The organism is Silvibacterium bohemicum (assembly GCF_001006305.1).
GTDB lineage: Bacteria > Acidobacteriota > Terriglobia > Terriglobales > Acidobacteriaceae > Silvibacterium > Silvibacterium bohemicum.
In genome coordinates this window covers 53,920-74,026 of sequence record NZ_LBHJ01000002.1, presented here as the reverse complement: position 1 = coordinate 74,026, position 20,107 = coordinate 53,920, and the positions used below count along the sequence as shown (strand labels likewise).

Sequence of the window (20,107 nt, the reverse complement as noted above, 5' to 3'; positions counted from 1 at the left end):
CGCTGGAATCCATCATCGAAGTTCATCTACGCCAACTTCCTTCGCCTCCCGGGTGGAATGAGCCCTGATCCGCCTAAAAATATCTCGCAGGGAAGACCCTCCTCCGCGGAAGACACTTCGACCTGGAACAGCGAGTGAAACTTCGGTTCCGGACGCGGTGAATGTAACGATGCTCAGCTTCGCGCCGATGCGCGCCGCCCGTTCCCGCATTCCTTGCAGTCCGAAGTGTCCCTTTTTTCCCGCCTCTGCAATCGCCGGTTCCATGCCATTGCCGTTGTCCTTGACGCGCAGAAGAAGATCCTGCCCATAGACCAGTTCCACCAGCAGCCGGCTTCCTTTCGAATGGATGCTTGCGTTGCGAATGGCTTCATATCCGATGCGGTAGATTTCGTCTCGAACGATCGGGTGCATCGGCCGCGATGTGCCGTTGACCGAAAACTCAACTTCCATGGAACCATGAATGAGACAGGTCTTCGTCGCATCGCGCAGGCTTGATGCAAGATCGTTCGCCTCGAGCGTCGAGGCGCGCAGCGAACGGAGCGCGGTCCGGCCCTCCTCCATTGCCTTCCCCAGCCATCCCGATACCCGCTCCATTGCGCGGCGCATGGCGGCCAGATCGACTGATTCATCGAGCGCATCGTCGGCTACCATCTTGCTGCCTTGAATCGTTTGCAGCAGCGTATCGTGCAGTTCTCGCGCAAGCCTGGTTCTCTCCGCTAACCGCTCATCGAAGCGTGCACTCATGATGGCCGCAATCTTTCGGATGCGCATCTGGTAGATGAGCCAGCCCAGCAAAAAAACAGTCGCCGCGCTCAAAACTAGGAAGAGCTTGGTTTGATACCATGCCGGCGCAACGCTGAAGTCCAGAGTCGCTCCGGTCTCGTTCCACAGCCCGTCGTTATTGCACGCGATGACATGAAACCGGTAGTTTCCGGGAGACAGGTTCATATAAAACGCCTGCCGCCGGATGCCCGCCTCCTGCCATCGCGAGTCGTGCCCCTCCAGCCGGTATCGGAAGCGGACCTTCTTCGGATCGACAAAGCTGAGCGCGGTGTAATCGATTCGCAGATCGCGCGTCAGTGCCGGCAGGCGAAGATTCTCGATTGCAGAATAATTCTCGCGATCCGCGACCACTTCTTCGATATGAACCGGCGGTAGAATCTCATTTCTTCGCACGTGCGATAGGTCGACCATTTGCAGAAGCCGTTTGTTAACGAACCACAGCCGTCCATCCGGCGTCATCGTAGCCTGCGGCTTCAGGTCGGTCAGCCCCGGCTGCACTCCGTCGAAAACATCCAGCAGCGTGTTTTTGACTAAGGTGTCCGGGTGCGCGCGCCAAAGGTCTAGCTGCGACTTGTTGATCGAAACCAGCCCGCATTTCGTATAAAGCCAGATGGAGCCCTGCTTGTCTTCCACCAGGGCGAAGATGCCATCGCAGGGAAGTCCGTTGCGCACGCCCAGGTTGGTGCGCACTCCATCCTTCCATCGGATCAACTCGTCGACGTTCGTGCCCCAGACCGAGCCGTCAGAATCGACCAACAGGTCGCGAATCTGGCGGTTATGTCCAGCTTCATGGGAAGGAATGGTCTGCGTCTTGCCATCCTTATAGAAGACAAGATCGCCATTTACCAGTCCCAGCACGGCAGATCCATCCGCGGTGGCCGTGAGGATGTAAGAGGTCGAGACCTGCTGTGAGGAGTATTCTTCTTGAACTTTGAAATCCCGTATCCGGTCGAGGTTAGGGCCGGCCCGCACCCACATATTTCCGAGCCCATCTTCGGCAATCGAAAAGATGATGCCCAGCGGACTGCCATCGGTGTGGGAGATGACGCGGAAGACGCCCTGCTGGTAGACCCAGAGATTGTTGTCGATACCCACCCATAACTGTCCGCTGCGATCTTCATAAAATGTCGAGACATGCCGTCCGGGCAGGCCATGCGTGGAGCGCAGCGCCGACACTTGATTCCCGCGTAGGGACTCCAGCGATTCATAGTTGTTGATGATCCATAAGGTCCCGTCGTGCGCTCCGAGCACCGCCATCGCACTATCCGCCGACAAGCCTTCGCGCATCGAGTAAGTCGTCACTAGCGTGTCGCGAAAATTGTCGATACCTGCCGATGTCGCGACCCACACCGTGCCTTCTTTGTCCTGAAAAAAACTTGCCACGTCATCGCTCGACAAGCCATCGGTGCGGTCGAAGTGATCGATCACGTCGCCGCGCACGCGAAAGATCCCATGATGCGCCGTCCCGATCCACGGAGAGTTCTCCCGGTCGATGAACACTGCCGTGACATCGGAGTTCTCGACGCCGATACCCGGATAATCGATGGGCTTCCAATCCGATCCCTCAAAATGCTGGAGCTGCAGAAACTTTCCGGATACATCAATCGCCGCCCAGGCCGATCCATCCGGCGCGGCCGCAAGCGCCTTGAACAGCGGAAAGCCTTCAGGCCTTCCCGTCACATTCGGAAAATAGACGCGCCCCGATCCCGGCTTCCACAGGCATAGCTCGGAGTAGCCTCCGATCCACAACTCATCGTGGCCTCCATTCGCCAACTGCAGGGCATTGGGAAAGGGAATTTTCTGGTCTCCCGCGAAGCAACGAAGCTGCTCGTTTTTGATACGGCAGACCGGGCCCATTTTGTCCGGCATATGCGTGCGCGCCAGCCAGATGCTTCCTTCGCCGTCCTCGGCCATAGCCTCGATGCGCCCGCTCAGCTCCGGGTAATTGGTCAGTCGTCCGTTCTTCCAATGCGAGATGCTGAATCCGGTACCGATCCACAGACTGCCGTCTCGCGCCCCGAGCAGGGAAAAGATCCGCGGATCGAGCAGCTGCTGGCCGGCGGGTGGAACCCAGGGCACGAAGCGCACGCCATCGAAGCCGATCAATCCTGTTCCGGTGCCGATCCACAGATAGCCGTCGAGCGTCTGGGCCAGCACCGCCGGGCTGCCGTTGAAGTCTCCATCTCCCGCTCGCCAGGCGCTATGCCGGTATTGGGAAATCTGCCGCGCAGGGTCCAGGGCCAGGATGGAGTGCATGCCTGAGAGGAAGAAAACGACGAGGATCGCCAAGCGCCGGAATGCCGTCATTGCTCCCTTTTTCCCAGAAAGAGTTCAATGCTGCCCTCGCGAAGCGGGGGCTTTTTTGTATCGGTGCATTATCTCATTGGGATCTTCGGCCGTCGCTAGAGCCTGCATTGGGGATGGCGCTGGGGCGGGAGAGTGCCAGCTTACGCGGCCAAATGATAGCAGCTACCCATTGGCCCTGAAAATCTGAATACGAGAAAATCCGACACGAGAAACCCGAACCTGAGAACCCTGAAATGGATGCACGGGAGTTCCTGTCTGAGGTTGATGTTCTGCCGCGATCCGTTCTGAGTTCGCTCCAAAAAAAATTCCGGGTAATTGCGCTTGAGTTTCCTAAGCGCAACTACCCGGCGAATTTCCAGTGCGACGTTGAAGAGGAAGCGACGAAGACTAAGGCTCGATCACCTCAGCCTTCATCGCCAGAATGCTTAGCTCCCGCCTTTCATGACCACAATAGAAACCGGCCGCGAAGCAACGGACTTCCAGTTGGCATCTCCGGAGTAAACCGCGGTGATCAGATGGTTTCCTTGCGGCAGGGTGAGCGCCAGAGTGGAGATAAGAGATCCCCCGTTCCCACCGATCACCACCTGGGGAACACTCACCGGCCGTGCCGCGCCTCCATTTGGAGAGTCATAAAACTGAATGCTGCCGGTCGGCGCCGGTACTGTGGTCGACGAGAGCGGGCTGAGCAGGAAAGCTGTCACGCTGGTTTCGGAACCAACGGTAAGGCTTTGTGCTCCAGCCTGCAATGCGAGTTGAGGTGTGGCCTGATACACCGTGACCGGCACCGGCACGCAGTTGACGCCGATGTAGTTGGCATCTCCGTCGTACACCGCATACACGTTCTGCGCTCCAACCGTATCCCACTCGACGACGCCGCTGGCAACTCCGCCGGAGAGCAGCAGCTGGCCGCTGATAGGACCGTTGTTCGAGTACAGCTGTACATACCCGATCGGAATCGCGGTGCTGTTCTTGGCCGCAGCATTCACCGTGATCGTAAACTCCGACTGCTGCCCGAGCGTGAAGTACTTCGTTCCCAGGTGAAGGCCGATGTCCACAGCCTTACGCCCAGCCGCGCTTTCCGTAATGACTTCCTGCTCCTCTTGCCAGCCTCCATTGGTGTAGTTGGCATCGCCGGCATAACTCACGATCAGGTTATAAGCGCCCGCAGGTGCGTTGAATGGAATGGCTACAGTTGCGTTTTTGCCGATCGTGCCCGTTCCCAGAGCGGCACCCGTATCGGAGCGGCTAAGCGTCACGGAACCGGTGGGAGGAACAGCTGGGTCGGCTTCGAAGGAGACGTATCCGGTGATGAGAGTCCCCGCAATTGGCGTGGTGTTGCTGGCTGATGTTGACCAGTACGTAGTGCCCTTGGTGATGGTGAAGGGCAGGGTCGTGGTGCTGGCGTGGAAGCTGTCATCTCCCGAGTACGCCGCGGTGAAGGTGTAGGTGCCGGGCGCGTAATCGCAGGGCGTCTGCGGTCCGCACTGCACATAGATCAGCCCCGTATTCGATAACGGATACGTGCCGATCGTCTTTCCACCCGTCGACAAGGTGATCGAGCCGGTTGCCTGGGTCGATCCGGATACGCCGGCCACCTGGAATTGCAGCCAGAACGAATTCCCCAGAGCCGTGTTGTTGAGCTGCACGACCGGCCGCCTGCCGAGGATATAGAAGCGGCTATACGCGAAGCTGGTGCCGGTGACCGTGCTGTTTTCCGGTGCGACAGTAACCGAGACTGGCGTGGAAGTGCTGCTGCCATACGTGGTATCGCCGGAGTAGTTCGCAGTCACAGTGTAGTGACCGCCAGGCAGGTTGATGCTCGAAGTGCTGTAGGCGCCGGCGCTCAATGGAGCCGTCGCGACCGCGTTTGCCGAGGTGGCAGAGATCAGGACCTCTCCCGAAGGAGTGCCGTGGCCGGATGCGGCGCTGACCTTACCGCTCAACGTGATCGGAGCGCCATGCTGGAAGACCGTTTGTGAAAGGTTCAGAGTGGTTGTCGAAGGCGATGTCTTTCGTACATTCCACGAGTTGATGAGATTGGCTGCGTCGACCGAGCCCAGACCGGAGCCGAGGTCGTAGCCAACCGTCGCGGAATGGCCGTCGGTAAAGCTGCTGGGCGGAAAGATTGCCGGCGGAAGGCTCTCTCCCACCAGCACCGGCGAATCCGTGCCCTGGCAATCCTGGTTGCCCTGAAAGCAGGGAACAGCGTTCGATCCGAGTGTCACGTCATGGAAGACGCACGCGTTCTTCTGCGTTGGATTGGTGAGTGCGCTCGAGTTGCAGCTGCTGGTCTGCTGCGCGCTCGCGAGCTGGTAGAGCTGGTAGTTCACCACGCCCTGGAACTGGCCATGCTTCTGCTCGACCAGCGCCATGATTCCGGCCATCGAGGGAGAGGCCGCCGAAGTGCCGCCCACAATTGTGGCCTGATCCAATGTGATCGAGCCATCTGGGTTTGTCGTCCACTGGCAGCTTCCTTCGTAGCAAAGGATGTATCCGTCATGCTCGGAGGCTGCGGCCAGCGCCACGTCCGGCAGATCGCGCACACCGTCGTGCGGAACGCCGGTACCCGTCTGCCACGAGGGCTTCGCATATCCCGTCGAACAATATTCGTTTCCGGAATCGTCCGTCGTGCGGCTCGCGCAGGAGCTGGCCCCCCCGCCGCCTGCATATGAGTAGAGATAGTAAGGAGGGAAGTAGCAGTTGGTGAAGCTGGGCGCAACATTCTCGGCGCACGACTCATTCCATACCGCCTCGGGAATATAGCCGATGGCCGAAGCAAGATTCTTGCTGTTGTTCAGGTTCCAATAGCTGTTCACGTTCGCGTCGTTGAATTCGGTCCCGCCCACGGCTACGTTGTAAGCAGTCGAGGCCAGGCCGTTGACGCCGAAACCATACGTCGTCGATTCGTTGCTGGGAGTGTTGCAGCCACTCGCGCCCGCATCTCCCGAAGAGACCAGTACGGTGATGCCTTCGGCAGCCGCCTGTTGCCACAGCAGGTGGTAGAACGAGATCTGCGAATCCGACATGTCCGCCTCGCAAAGCCCGAAGCTTACCGTCATGATCGGAGCGAGTGCTCTGTCGACGATGTAGGTAGAAGCCAGATCCACACCGTCAGTCGTGGAGGTGCTGGCGCCGATCACATAATCGATCTTCGCTTTCGGAGCCACCGCGCCGGACCATTCAATATCGAGCGAAGCCTCCAGGCTGTCACCGTCGATCACTCCGGGATCGGTGGTTGCATAGATAACATTCGGATCGTTAAACGGCAGTCCCGCAATGGTGCGAAACCCCTCCACGTCCGACATGCTGATGTCAGAGCGACCCACCACCGCAATCGAAACTCCTGAGCCGTCGATGCCGCTGCTGACCACGCTTTGCGTGTCATAGATATTGGCGAAATCGCCCGGCATAAGATACGTCTCGATCTGGGTTCCCGCCGAAGTGAGCGCAGGCGATGTTGGAGTTCCAACGCTGCCGGCAACCCGCGCCAGCCTTCCGCTCGTATTACGCGCAACCTTCGCCGGGACCGTGTGCTGGGGGCTCGAAAGAAAGTTGTTCATGCTCACTACGCCGGTAACCGCGGGAGCCAGCGCCGCGGGAATCGAAAGGCTCGTGGCGTTAGCGTATTTCTTCGCGCCATTCAGGGAGTATTCATGGATCGCCGTCTGAAATGTGCTTTCTACCTGACCCGCATTCCCGCTGAAACGGATCCAGCTCTTGCCCTGAGAAACCTCTTCGACACTGAGGCCGTTCGTCGAAAGCCAGTTGCTAATCGCTTGAAGATCCTGATCGCTGGCTCCGAATTGCGTCGCGTATTGCGCCGGGCTCAGCCACTTGTGAAAGCTCGCCGAGTTGGGATTGTGAAGGTCTTCCACGTATTTTTTCAACGCTGCCTGCTGAGTAACCGAGGGACGCAGCGTCAGCAGCATGTCCTTCATCGCCAGCCCGGAATCAGCCCGGCCAAGATCGCTCGCCGTTTTGGTCAATGGATGCACCGTACCTCCCAGCACCGCTCGCTGGCTGGGATCGACGGCCTGATTGATCTTCGGTACGACCTGCGCGTGAGAGAGAGGAGCAAGCATGAGCAGCGCGCCAGTCACGGATGTGGCGAGCTGCAAAGCACAAAGGCGGGGAAATTTCATAGGCGGACCTCCGAAATGAAACGTGGGGTGGATGGCACGAATCCCATGCTCTGCTGCGCGACCTGTAGCTGGGTAGACGGTGCGGAGTACACAACTCGGAAAATTTTCGAAAGCTTAACACCCTCGGGGAAGGAGAACGAAAAGAACTGAGGGATAGTTTTCAAACTACCCGAAAGGGTAGCTCGAAAACTATTCGGAAACTACCCATAGACGCACTTCCGCTTCTGCGGAATGTACAAAACGCACTTCAACAACAGGCCCTATAAACAGAAGTAATTTACGAGATAACTTCTACGCGTCGAGAAGGCCGCGCTGGATGGCGATGACTACTGCCTGGGTGCGGTCATTGGCCTGAAGCTTTACCAGAATCTTCTTGACGTGCATCTTCACCGTGTTCTCGGTCACGAAGATAAGATCGGCGATTTCTTTATTACTTTTACCCTTGGAGATCAGCCCCAGAACTTCAATCTCCCGGTCGCTGAGCTTCTGAGATGAGATATATTGGGTCAACTTCTCCGCTGTCTCCGGAGAGAGGCAGCTGCCGCCTGCCCGGACATGCCGTATCTGGTTCGCGAGCGTAACGCCATCGATGCCCTTGAGAAGATAACCTCGCACGCCAAGGCTGATCGCGTTGTAGATGGATGCGTCGCCCTGCGCCGAGCTCAGGATGATAATACGAGCCTGCGGATCTGTAGCCAGAATGCTGCGAACTACGTCGAATCCGCTCTGGTCAGGCAGGCGCAGATCCAGCAGCATCACATCCGGGCGATGGATCGCATACATCTCGATCGCTTCTCTTCCATTCGTAGCCAGAGCTACGACTTTGATGTTGTGCCGCTCCAGAATGCCGGCCAATCCCTCGCGCACCATCGGATGATCGTCGACGATCACTACTTCGATAGGAGCTATCTCAGTCGCTTCCTTCGTTGCTGCCAGCCCTGAATCTTCGTAAACCATTTTTCCGCCAGAGGGACTTGTGTGTCTTCACGCGCAGTATAACGTTAGTGCCTTCTCCAACCGCGCTCTCGATTGTAAGTGAGGCGCCGATGCGCTGCGCGTGCGCCTGCATTCCGCGTAATCCAAAGTGGCCGGCGCGGCCCCGCGTCAATACTTCGTTCGACATCCCCTGCCCGTCATCGGCGATTTCAACCTCGAGGATCTGCGGCAAAAAGCGTACTTCCACGGTTACGTATTCAGCGTTGGCATGCCGGAAAGCATTTGCCAATGCCTCCCTGCAGATGCGGTAGACCTCGTCGCGAACCAGGGGATGCACCTCGCGCGACTCTCCCGTCGACGTCAGATCGAACACCGGCAGCGGGCCGGACCGGAACTCCGCCTCCGAGTGCCGCAATACATCCACCAGGCTGTATTGCGAAACGGCTGTCGAATGAAGATTCGAAACCATGTTGCGGCTGCGGGCAATCGTCTCGCGCATGCGCTCGGTAAGTTTAGTCAGCGATGTCTTCGATTTCTCCGGCTGATCGGCGATCTCGAATCCGAGTATCTCCAGCTGCAACGTCGCTCCGATCAGATCCTGAATCACCGTGTCGTGAATCTGGTGTGCAATCCGCTCCCGCTCCGCAACGCGCTCCTGGAAGCGCATGCTCAGCCGTTCCGCTCTTCGCCCGGTGAATCGCCGTGTAACTTCGACAATAACTCCAACCGTAACAAATATAGCTGCAACTAGAAACCACTTAGTCTGCCAGAAGAAAGGTCGCAACTCGATTTCCACCTGCGCCGGAGATGGACTCGATCCACCTTCACGGTTTGTTGCCATTACCTGGAACTTATATCTTCCCGGACGGAGGCCAGTATAAGAGACTTCGAGCGCCGTGCCTGCATCGACCCAATCGCGATCCCACCCGATCAGGCGATAGCGAAAGCGCGTTTGCTCCGGAGCCAGAGTCGCGGGAGAAGTGTAAGTGAAAGTAATTCGATGCTGCCCCGGACTCACTGCCAGATCGCTAGGCAGGTGATGCTGATCGTCCACGGCAATGCCATCCAGAACCGCTTGCGCCGGCCGCTCCCTCTCCAGATGCGGATCGACGACCGCCGGCCCTTTGATGGTCGCGAACCACAGCCGCCCGTCGCGCGCGCGTATTGCGGAGACGCCGTTCAGCGGCAGCACATACCGGCTCTTCAGACCATCGGCCTCGGTGAACAGCGTCGCATCGATGCGCGCGACTTTGCCATCCGCATATGCTTTCCATTGTTCGCGATCGATGCGCGCGATGGCGCTCGCTGTCGCAACCCACAAGTTATCCGCGTCGTCGCTCAGCAGATCCAGCACCATGTTGCCGGGCAATCCTTCCTTCTGCGTCAGCAGCCGTCCCACCACGCTCGCTCCGCTCCGCAGCAATAAGCCGTTGAAGGTACCGACTGCGAGCCCATCCCTCGGCCATGCCATGCAGAGAACCGGAGCACCAACATGGAAATCCCGTTCAAAGCGGCTGCCATTCCAACGCTCCAGGCCTTCCGCGCCGCCAATCCACAATTGGCCGTGGCCATCTATGGCGAGAGACGATATCTGTCTTTCACTCAAACCATCTTTCGCTCCGAACTCTGTGATCGTTCCATCGCGAAGGCGATAAACGCCGCGATTTCCCACGTAAAACCAAACGCTGCCGTCGCCCGCTGCAACCGGCATGCTCACATAGCCATGAGGAATCCGCGGCATTTTCGTAAACCGGTCTCCGCGCTTTTCAAAGATTCCATAATCTGCAATCGCAACGGACAGCTTAGATCCGCTCTCGAAAAAACCTCGCACCTGTCCCGGAGGCAGCCCTTGAACTTTATCGAATCGCTCCTGGCGGCCGTCGCGCCATCGGACGACGCCGCCTTCCAAAGTTCCCGTCCAGATCGAGCCGTCCTTCTGCTCGAAGATGGAAACCGTCTGGCTAAGTTGTCCTCCCGGCCTGTTGGCGACCGTGTAGCTCGTGAAAATTCCCTGGTGAAGGCGCTGCAGGCCCGCGATGGTTCCCAGCCAGAAGTCTCCATTGCGATCTTCGAGAACCATGCGAACATCGTTGCTGGCCATGCCATCCGCTTCGGTAAGCCTCTCGATCTCGGTGCCCGTTTTGCGAGTAACGCCATGCAGTCCGCCGCTCGCCATCCAAAGCCGGTGCTGGCTATCGACCGTAATGCTGACGAAGTTATCCAATCCGGGATTCGAAACCGGCACGAACCCGTTCCCTGCGAAATGAAATAAACCATGCCCGTCTCCCGCCCATACCTCGCCGAAGCGGTCGGCATATACAAAGTGGCAATCGGGAAGCTCATACTTTCCGGCCAGCGCTCCGTGGTTCATCCGGAAGATAGTTTGGTGGTTGGCAATCCAAAGCGACCCATCGCGGCTCTCCGCCATGTCGCTCACTCGTCCAACGCCATCGGGTAGCCGCCCCGGAACGAGCTTGTCTCGATCCGTGCGCATCAGCTTGCCTTCGAAGAAGAGCCACACCTCGCCGCTGTTCGAACGCGCAACTGTCTCCACCCGGTAATGTGCGCGCCCGTCAAAGAGAATGGATTCGAAACGATGATGTTCGTAGTGAAAGAGGCTGGAAGACGTCACGATCCAGAGTCCGTCGCCGCCATCCTTCACCAGGCCGCCAATAAAGCCCTGCAGCTCAGGCGGACCATCCTGGCTGAATCCGCGGAAGTGAAGGCCATCAAAGCGCACCAGACCGTTCATCGTTCCAACCCAGAGGAATCCATCGGAAGTCTGTGCGAGCGACGTGATGAAGTTCTGCGGCAGCCCCTGCTCGGTCGTCCACGTCGTGAGCACTTGATCGCGCAGCAAACTCGAAGCCGCAAGCGCAGGAGCTTCCAACGAAATAAGGATGAGGACAAAAAGCAGCAGAAAGCTTCTACATCGAAAACGCTCTCGGACCTTCCGCCCGAGTTGGATGATTCCGCCCATACTTAAACGTAGTATTCAACGGAATGCACCAGCTTCGGCCAAAAATCTCGACTTTATGGCCGCCCGATCCAAGATGATTGGCGGCGCGGACCGGACTCGAACCGGCGCATCAAGGCCGAGTAAGCCCATCCCTTACCCCTTGGGTACCGCGCCGTGTTTGAATTGTCGAATGAAAAGGATGATCCCGAAAGCGATCATGGGAATCGTCAGCAGCTGCCCCTTGCTCATCCATCCCCAATACACCGGCTGCCCTAGATCCGGTTCTCGCCAGAACTCATCAATGAATCGGCCCACCCCGTAAGCAACGCATACAGCAGCAGTCGTCAGTCCAGGCCGCTTAGTTTTGGCATAGGTCCACTGGGCGATAAAGAAGACCATCAGCCCTTCGATAAGAGCGGCGTAGATCTGGCTTGGATGACGGGGAACATTCACGCCGCCGATAAGCGGCGCCTCAGGAAAGATCACCGCCCAGACAACCGTCGTTGGGCGTCCCCATAGCTCCCCGTTGATGAAGTTGGCGATGCGCCCGAGAGCGATTCCGAGCGGTCCCACAGCAGCAGCAGCGTCAAGAAGCCGCAGGGGATCGATTCGAAAACGGGTCGCGAAGAGCCAAAGCGCAAGCACCAGGCCAAGGATGCCGCCATGGCTCGCCATTCCCCCATGCCAGACAGCGAAGACCTCGAGTGGATCGTGCATCACATCGTGAAGGTCGTAGAAGATGCAGTAACCCACTCTGCCTCCCACGATGACTCCAGCCGAAAGGTAGAGCATGAGTGTTGGAACTTGATCGGCAGATAGAGGCAATCGGCCTCGCCTCGCCCAGCGGGAAAACATCCATGCCGCAATAAGGAAGCCGGCCACGTAGGAAGCCCCATACCAGCGGATGCCAAAGCCTCCGTAAAAGTGAACGATCCAGGGATTGAGGTTATCGACCCAATAATGCCTCTGAATTGAGAAAAAGATCGTGTCCTTTATTGATGGTTTCGCCGGCATGATGAGCATTAATCGCTAAATATAATTCATTATCATTATAAACGCAGGAGAATATATACATTTCCCCTCGCGCAGCCCGCTCATTCCGTGAGGAAGCACATCCACATTCCCCGGAAGGCGACGACCCGCGGCGCCTTCCCTGAAAGGACAGATGCTAATGGGTCTGTCTACTTGCCGACAGTCACAACGACCTTGCCGATCTGATTGTTCGATTCCAAATATTGGTACGCCTGCACGACCTGCTCAAACGGAAAGGTCTTAGCGACCTTCGGTCTGAACTGCTTGCTTGCCAGCTTCTCGAACACGTAGCTCTTCGCTCTGGTAAGTCGTTCGGGATCGAGCATAATCTCCACCAGCCAATAGCCCCGGATGTTGAGCCCTTTGACTATTGATTGAAAGAGCGGGTAGGGCGTCCTGTCTTTCGATAGCGCTCCGTACTCGAATATGGTCGCGCCCTGAGCCGCGGCTTCCACCAGTTGATCGAGCATCGGTCCCCCGATCGGATCGAACACGATACGAGCACCCACTCCGCTCGTGATCTCCTTCACCCGTTCAACGAGATTCTCCTCGTCGGTTACGATCACGTGATCGGCGCCCAGCTTGAGCAATTCATCATATTTCGCGCGCGAACGAGTCGTAGCGATAGCAACGCCGCCTTCCGCTTTCACGGTCTCAATCGCTGCCAATCCTGCGCTGCTTGAAGCCGCAGTAATGATGACAAACTCCCCCTTCTTGAGCTTCCCAAACTCGATGAGGGCTCCGTAGGCCGTCAGATACTGCATCCAGATCGAAGTGGCTTCGACAGGAGACAGGTGATCCGGATATTCCGCCAGCGCATGCACTGGAACCACTACCTCCTCACCAAGTACGCCATACTGATTCAGCGAGAACGCCGGCATTGTCGACAGCTTCCTGCCGATCATGCTCTTGTCCACATCGGCGCCGACGGCAGTAACCACTCCGGCCGCTTCGTATCCGAGTTTGGCGGGAAGCTGCGTGGGCTCCAGATATTGGCCGTGCATAAACATCGATTCTGCGCGATTCAGCCCAATCGCCTGCACCCGCAGTACGGCCTCTCCCTTGCCGGGACCTGTTGCAGGGGCTTCTTCAATTCTTAGGACCTCAGGTCCACCTGTCTCATAAAAGCGCACTCTCTTTGCCATGCTATGACTTCCCTTCTGATACGTGTTGCTCAATGAAATGCGTCGCTAGAACTACGACAGACATCGCGGAACGCATGCTCTTAAGAGCACAAAATCGACCAGTCGGATTCTTTTTAAAATATAACCGTTCAGCCATTCCCTGGCCGGCAATTTTGAATATGCCCATTTTGTTCCATGGCTACCGAAGCCTATTCATTCTCTTCAACGAATACACTCGCGAGACACAGAAGCTCGATGCAGAGAAAATCTATGTTATTTGCAGGAAATGTCCGCGAAGCGCATTAGGAGTTCTCAGCCAGAATGTGGCACCGGCCTTGCGACTACTCAAAGGTCGTGTGGTCATCAGCGATCTGGCAACCCATCCTATGCGACTTATTACAAGGACAAGCACCTTACCACTTCACCCAACGAGGACGTTTGTCTATAAGAAGCAGCGCAAGATCAATCCAATTGCCGCCAGCGTATGAGTGTATCCAGTCACACTGCCTAACAGCCCCTGAAATGGCGACTCACTCTTGCCGTCTCTTGCAGGTTCGTGGGAGGAAGAAACTTCCTGAGGGAGCTCATGCAAACTTTCATCTCGTCTCAAGGTAAATGTTCTTGCTAGGGTTGAATTCGCACCAGATCCCACATCCGCCTCCGCCCACAACGTTTGCAGCTAAAACACATCACGCGGCAGTGCTATTCCTTCTCTAAGTCAATAACTGCCTCTGCTTGCAATTCTTTAATGACAAGCGGAGGCCAGGGCCTCACGGAATCTCCCGCTTCGGCGATATGCGACTAAGAATGCTTCGTCGATTAAAGCTCTGACCAGCCAGTGACGAAAATCCGCCTCATGTGCGAACAGTTGCCGATTTTGCGCGACCGTCAACAAACAATCCTCGACAACTTTTTCTGCCGCTTGATCTTCCCCGAGAATTCGGAATGCTAAAAAATGAAGCAGCTCCCGATAGCGTCCAGCTCCGAAATCCGAAGCCTGCCCGCGCGCACGCGAAACCTCCGAACGCTCGCATTTTAGGATTTCTCGTGTGTTCCGGGATGTGACTGAACTACCGCTGGTTTGTCTGCGAGCATTCTGCTCAAGATCTTGTCGCCAGACTTCGATTGGATTTTGGTGTTCATTTACGCTCATTGAGATATCCCTTCTTACTTGCTCAGAATGTCAAAATAGGTGCAATAACAGTCGCATCGATCCGGCCCTTCGTAGCACGCTGCCGCCTTGGCTTGGAGCCGAATTTTGAGCATGCATAACATGCTTGTCCGGCCAATGCGGTTATGCCAGATCGTCTGAGTTTTCTGAGGACCTCTTCGGTTATTCGCGCCGGCGGATAAGTTCCATCCGCTCACCACTCAGCTTTTATCCATCAGGTGAAATTCGCGTTTGCGATCGACTTGACCAAACGCAATTTTCTACACTCGCAGACAAAACACCGCCTCGAGTCCGTTTATTCCACAATCAGTAGACGACGGCCTCTGAGGCAGGCGCGCGAATTTCCAGAAGGCAATTAACTAATGGGTTGAGGCGAAGTTGCCATGATCGGCCATGTTCTGGTGGCACACCAGGCAGGACTCCTTCGCTGATCCAGGGATGTCCGAGACTAGAGCGTATGCAAGCCCATGGTTATTCCAGGTGATCACATTGAGCTCTCCTCTCTTGTGATAGTGAAATATCAAACTGCCCGCCCGCACCTCATCGCCGCCCCCGACCTCAGTGGATTGCGACGACGCGACCAGGAGACTTATCTTGCCCGCGCCCGTGGTCTCATAAGTTATCAGCGCCGCGTGGCTCGACTTATAGGGAACGACTCGGGCGCCGACCAGAAGATAACTTACCTGGCTGCCTGATCCGGAATTGGATGTCGGCAGCCGCACCACAAATGGCACCCTGCCTGTAAACCATGCAGCTATAACTTCAGGTGAGCTCGAATGAATTTCCAGCGGGTAGCCACCGTTTAAATAACTACGATAGGAAGATATAGCCGTGTCCTCGTAGCTCGCAGCTTTGACCCGTCGCATTCCATTCGGGATCAACACGAAGCAGAGAATAATCGCGACCGCTGCGGACGCGATTCTCCAACCGCAACCGGAACGCACACCAGCGATCCACTTGTCTTTCGATGTCGCCAGAATGCGCTGGAAAAAGCTATCCGCACGTCGATTCACATTCGAATGTTGCGCCAGCATGTCGGATATTCGAGCGCGGAGCTCGGAGGGCGCGGAATATAAGGGACGCGCCTGCCGCAGGATACGCGACAACTCTTGCTCCTCGTACAACCGCTCCTGGCAATCGGAGCAATTTTGCATGTGGGCTTCAAAATGTTCTAACTCCCTGCCATGCAGTTGCTCCTCGAGGTAGCGTAATATTTTGCCGCTATTTTCATCGTAGAAATGCATTTACTGGCCTCAGTTCTCAAAAGTTGCACAGAGAGGGGAAAGGGGTGGGAAAGCAGTGCACGTTTTATTTGTTTTTGGGTTGCACTACTACCGGTCACGGCACGATGGGGGATCGATGCCGGCCGCCGGCATGGGCCGCGCTGTTTGGCAACGGAATAGGCCGGGGTGGGTGACTTGTGGCGCATATCGGTTCGTCTTGTCAAACAAAGATTTCGACGAAATATTCCCGCTGCGCCAAAAAAATAGGCGCACGGCGGCCAAATGTCTAAAAAGGCAGCATCGTTTTCAGGTCAGGGATTACTTGCCCGAGGATCGGCTTGAGAGCTTTTCTCCGTCCGCGCTCGGTTCGGCGGGGAAATAATCGGTAGTGGAAAGGAGACTCCGCAGCTTCGAGCGCGCTCTTGCTAAACGCGACATCACGGTGCCGGGCGGACACTCCAGGACATCCGCAATCTCCTGATAAGAGAGTTCCTCATATTCGCGCAGGAGGATGATCTCGCGAGATGCGACGGGCAACCTCTCAATCGCTTGCCGAACCCACTCCCGCTCCATTTTTCCGACGTAAGAGTCATGGGGATTCTGGGAGGGCTCCTGCACCAGATCTGCAATGCTCTCATCCGTATCGAGTTCAGCGAAATTCGAGGCCGAGCGCTTCTGCCGCAATTGGTTCAGCCATATATTTCGCAGAATAGTGAAGAGCCAGCTCTTCAAATTACTATCCGCCCGCAGACTTCCCAGCTTAGGCAGAGCGCGAAGACAGGTTTCCTGCACCAAATCCTGAGCTTCGGAGTCGTTGCGGGTCAATGCCATGGCATATCCGTAAAGCCCGCTCAAGTGCTGCATAAAAGCTGTGTCGTACATCTTTCGAATGACCTCGATTTCTGCTTCAACCTCAGGGCGGCGGGCAGCGCGCAAGGGATGTCGAAACTGGCAGAAAAGTGATACACGTTGCGGCAGTCACTCGCCGATTAGCGGTTTATCTGCCGTTACTAAAAGAAGGCATCGTCACGCATCCAGGAGGTCTGAGCTGAAACCATCCGACCGCCCGGCGCAGTTCGCCTTCGATTTCATCCATGCAACTGCGAGGCATCGATACCGCATGGCAGATGCCGCAATTGAATGTTGATCAATTGCATCCGCGCTTCACATTTATATGTGGGTCGGAGAATTTCGGAAATACCGATCTTAAATTAAAGCGGCAAATCTACGGGGTCCTCGATCGGGGGCTCGCGGAGAACAATTTGTCTCGCATTTTTTTTATAGCCTACAAAGTCCATCGAAAATCGGACTTAGAGCTAGAAGTGACAAAGAAATGACATCCTTTACAGCGAACGCTCTTACACTTCGGAGCTTAGACGGGACACACACATCCCGCCACGCTCTTATACATCAACTCGGCGATCCTCACCTATGCGTTTTATCACGAGATGAAATCTTCACTTACGTCGAGCCGTGTCTCATTAAAACTCATCCCCTCACGGCGCTTCAAGAACCAAATGTGTCAGGAGGAATATCGAATGGTTCCGGGCACGCTACCTCGATGTTATCCACAATCGCATGTTGAAAACGTTAAGGAAAAGTCACCACACCGAACTTACTGTGGTAACTCGCGGGAATATCTTACTTTCCCGCGTGTTTTGCTGGAGGTATGGTGTATTTAGACGGTAAGAGTGGCAGATCCTGTTGACGATTGAGACCGCACGCTTCCATTCTGCGTTTCTAAGACACGTTTTAAAAGGCATGCCGTAGGGCATAGCTGAACGGATCAGGCTCGGGGGAAATGGGGTTAGTTCGGTGACTGGGCGATTGTGTCGAGATATATATTGACGTGCCGTCCGGCCTTTTCCAGAAAGCCCGGCTTCTTGTCAAGCCGATCAAGAGCCATTGCGCCTTCGAGCAGAGAGATCATCAGCGCAGCAACTTCTTCCGGCGAAACCTCCGGCCGTATCTCTTTCCGCTCCTGACCATCCTTCACGACGCTTTCCAGATACGACCGCCATCCCTTGAGCGCGCCTCGCGCTATCCGCTTCAGCGCAACATTGCCATCATCGTTGTCGGTAATTGTGTTCATCAAGGGACAGCCGCCGGGAAAACATGGGCGCGATACCGCATTGGCGGCATGAATCTTCAGCTTTTCAATTGCATTGGACACAGCATCCATGCCGTCCACGCGAGCAGCGCAGGTTTCGTCCCAGGCGTATTCAAAAGCGGCAACAGCAAGCGCCTCTTTCGTAGGAAAATGGCCGTAAAGGCTGCCCTTTTCCAGTCCGACTTCCTCGACAATGTCCTGCATGGAGCAGCCGTCGAAGCCCTTGCGGTTGAAGAGGGCCGCAGCTTTGACGATAATGCGCTGACGGGTTTCCGATCCTTTACTCATGGAAGGTCCACATTTGCACGTTCAGTATAGTTTGACATGCAGAACCAGCTGATCGAGCGTCAGAATTGCGAACGCCGTGGTTCCTTCCGCGTTCGCATGAGGGAGGGGGCAGCCTCCCCCAAGCGCGGCCAGCAGAGTAATGAAACTTACCAGGGCAGCTCTTTACCGGCATGAATGAACTTGCCGTTCGGACCGTCCGGACCGATCAGCGCGAGATCGACGCTGGTCTTTGCGCCGTCGGCAATCTCCATTTGCGCATACTGCGTGCCCAATTCTGTCTTCACCCAACCAGGATGAGCCGAATTCACCTTGATGTTCGTGTCCTTCAGCTCGATCGCGAGATGGACCGTGAACTGATTCAGCGCTGTCTTCGATGCGTTATACGCAAATGCCTTCATCGGAGCGATCGGACTGTTCGGCATTGCCTGCAGTGTGAGCGAGCCCAGGATGCTCGAGAGATTCACGATGCGGCCGGCCGCACTCTTCTTGAGCAGCGGCAGAAACTCGCGCGTCACTGCAACCACAGAGTAAAGATTTGTATTGAAGACAGTCTGAAATTCCGACTCCGTTGTCTCGATAGTGTGCGCGTTGAGCAGGCCGCCCTCTCCGCCGATTCCGGCATTATTGATAAGAATATCGAGCTTGCCGAACTTGTCCGCAACAAAGGCAGCCGCAGCTTTGCGGTCCGCTTCCTTGGTTACATCCAAGACAACTGCGTGAGCTTCGATGTTCTCTGAGGTAAGCTTGTCGGCCGCCGCCTTCGCCTCCTGAAGCGTTCTCGCGCCCACGATGACCGTGACGCCCTTTTGTCCAAGTTGACGAGCCGTCTCGAAACCGATTCCGCGGTTCGCCCCGGAGATGAATGCTACTTTTTTGTCGCTAGGCATAATGCCCTCCTGAACGCATTGGATGAATGGTCGCTAGTCACGATTCACAAAAAAGCGACTGGTCGTTAGTTTTTATTGACACGTCACAATAAGTCTACTCAGCCGTTCCTTTCGTACGACGCCCTATTCGCCGGGAATCTCCTTGGTGGAAGCGCTGCCTCGGCATGCTTTTTTTCGGCCGGCGACATTTACGCGAATCGCATCGGACTCAATTTCATCTTTTAGTGAGAGCTTTCAACCCCAAGCGGCAAAAGGGCTTTTGCGGTGCCGCGGGCAGCGAAGACAAACAGGAGAATGTGGCATGTCGAAGGTATGGTTGATTACAGGAAGTTCCCGGGGACTGGGTCGCGCGTTCGCAGTGGCCGCGCTGGAAGCCGGAGATAAAGTCGTGGCTGGAGCCAGAAAACCGGAGCAGCTAGCCGACCTCGAAGATCGGTTCGGTAAGAATATCCGGGCGATTGCTCTCGATGTCACGAGCGAGGCCCAGGCCAAGCGCGCTGTCGAGACGGCAATCGAGACCTTCGGAAGCCTGGACGTCCTCGTCAACAACGCCGGCTATGGAAATGTCGCCCCGGTGGAAGATACCTCGCTCCAAGAGTTCCGCGAGCAGATCGAGACAAATCTCTTTGGCGTCATTATTATGACCAAGGCCGCGCTCCCCTACTTCCGCGAGAAAAAAGCCGGACACTTCATCCAGGTCACATCGATCGCCGCGCGGCTCGGCCCCATAGGACGCTCCCCTTACGCCGCCGCAAAATTTGCAGTGGAAGGTTTCTCCGAATCGCTCATGAAAGAGGTGAGACCGCTGGGCATCAAGGTCACCATCATCGAGCCAGGAGGTTTTCGCACCGACTTCGCCGGATCTTCCTCTGACCTTCGCGAAGGCCGTCCCGAGTATCAGTCAACCGTGGGAGCCACGGTACGCTTTCAACAGGACTACAACGGGAAACAGCCCGGCGATCCCGCAAAGGCCGCCGCCGCTCTGCTCCACGTCGTATCAATGACGGAGCCGCCGCTACGGCTGCTGCTCGGAAGCGACAGCTACGCCGCCGCCGAAAAGAGCACCCTCGAGAAACTCGAATCGGATCGACAGTGGAAGCACCTGAGTTTATCGACCGATTATTCGTCCTAAGTGAACTCGCCGT

Annotated in this window: 12 protein-coding genes and 1 tRNA gene; 1 reads left to right on the top strand and 12 read right to left on the bottom strand. The window is 56.3% G+C overall.

Going from position 1 to position 20,107, the window contains the following annotated elements; all coding sequences use genetic code 11:
• Positions 1-12: 12 nt before the first annotated feature.
• From XX99_RS04180 to XX99_RS04125, 12 genes are all read right to left on the bottom strand, one after another.
• Positions 13-3,090, bottom strand: coding sequence for a sensor histidine kinase (locus XX99_RS04180; RefSeq protein ID WP_050058147.1), 3,078 nt, complete (start codon positions 3,088-3,090; stop codon positions 13-15).
• A gap of 425 nt (positions 3,091-3,515) precedes the next feature.
• On the bottom strand, positions 3,516-7,232 hold the full coding sequence (locus XX99_RS04175; RefSeq protein WP_050058146.1) for an Ig-like domain repeat protein: 3,717 nt from the start codon (positions 7,230-7,232) through the stop codon (positions 3,516-3,518).
• Between the two features lie 291 nt (positions 7,233-7,523).
• Positions 7,524-8,189: a response regulator transcription factor gene (locus XX99_RS04170; protein ID WP_050058145.1), complete on the bottom strand. Its 666-nt coding sequence runs from the start codon at positions 8,187-8,189 to the stop codon at positions 7,524-7,526.
• Complete coding sequence (locus tag XX99_RS04165; protein WP_184085166.1) at positions 8,143-11,028, bottom strand: sensor histidine kinase; 2,886 nt, start codon at positions 11,026-11,028, stop codon at positions 8,143-8,145. Before XX99_RS04165 ends, XX99_RS04170 begins: the two co-directional genes overlap by 47 nt.
• A gap of 198 nt (positions 11,029-11,226) precedes the next feature.
• Positions 11,227-11,301: transfer RNA gene (locus XX99_RS04160), tRNA-Ser, on the bottom strand.
• A complete protein-coding gene (lgt, locus tag XX99_RS26525) occupies positions 11,281-12,141 on the bottom strand; it encodes a prolipoprotein diacylglyceryl transferase (RefSeq protein WP_156185790.1) in 861 nt (286 codons plus the stop codon). The genes XX99_RS04160 and lgt overlap by 21 nt, the downstream gene beginning before the upstream one ends.
• Positions 12,142-12,308: 167 nt before the next feature.
• Positions 12,309-13,304, bottom strand: coding sequence for a zinc-dependent alcohol dehydrogenase family protein (locus XX99_RS04155; RefSeq protein WP_050058143.1), 996 nt, complete (start codon positions 13,302-13,304; stop codon positions 12,309-12,311).
• 724 nt (positions 13,305-14,028) lie between these two features.
• The gene (locus tag XX99_RS27070) at positions 14,029-14,436 is read right to left on the bottom strand and encodes an RNA polymerase sigma factor (RefSeq protein ID WP_156185789.1); all 408 of its coding nucleotides are present in this window, start codon (positions 14,434-14,436) and stop codon (positions 14,029-14,031) included.
• A 377-nt stretch (positions 14,437-14,813) separates the two neighbouring features.
• On the bottom strand, positions 14,814-15,560 hold the full coding sequence (locus tag XX99_RS04145) for a hypothetical protein (RefSeq protein ID WP_184085169.1): 747 nt from the start codon (positions 15,558-15,560) through the stop codon (positions 14,814-14,816).
• 435 nt (positions 15,561-15,995) lie between these two features.
• On the bottom strand, positions 15,996-16,508 hold the full coding sequence (locus tag XX99_RS04140; RefSeq protein ID WP_231581142.1) for a sigma-70 family RNA polymerase sigma factor: 513 nt from the start codon (positions 16,506-16,508) through the stop codon (positions 15,996-15,998).
• Between the two features lie 976 nt (positions 16,509-17,484).
• Positions 17,485-18,075 (bottom strand): TetR/AcrR family transcriptional regulator, encoded by a 591-nt coding sequence (locus tag XX99_RS04130; protein ID WP_050058138.1) that lies wholly within the window; start codon positions 18,073-18,075, stop codon positions 17,485-17,487.
• Between the two features lie 146 nt (positions 18,076-18,221).
• On the bottom strand, positions 18,222-18,962 hold the full coding sequence (locus tag XX99_RS04125; RefSeq protein WP_050058137.1) for an SDR family oxidoreductase: 741 nt from the start codon (positions 18,960-18,962) through the stop codon (positions 18,222-18,224).
• A 301-nt stretch (positions 18,963-19,263) separates the two neighbouring features.
• Here XX99_RS04125 and XX99_RS04120 point away from each other — a divergent pair, with 301 nt between their 5' ends.
• Positions 19,264-20,094: an oxidoreductase gene (locus tag XX99_RS04120; protein WP_050058136.1), complete on the top strand. Its 831-nt coding sequence runs from the start codon at positions 19,264-19,266 to the stop codon at positions 20,092-20,094.
• The last annotated feature ends 13 nt before the right edge of the window (positions 20,095-20,107 follow it).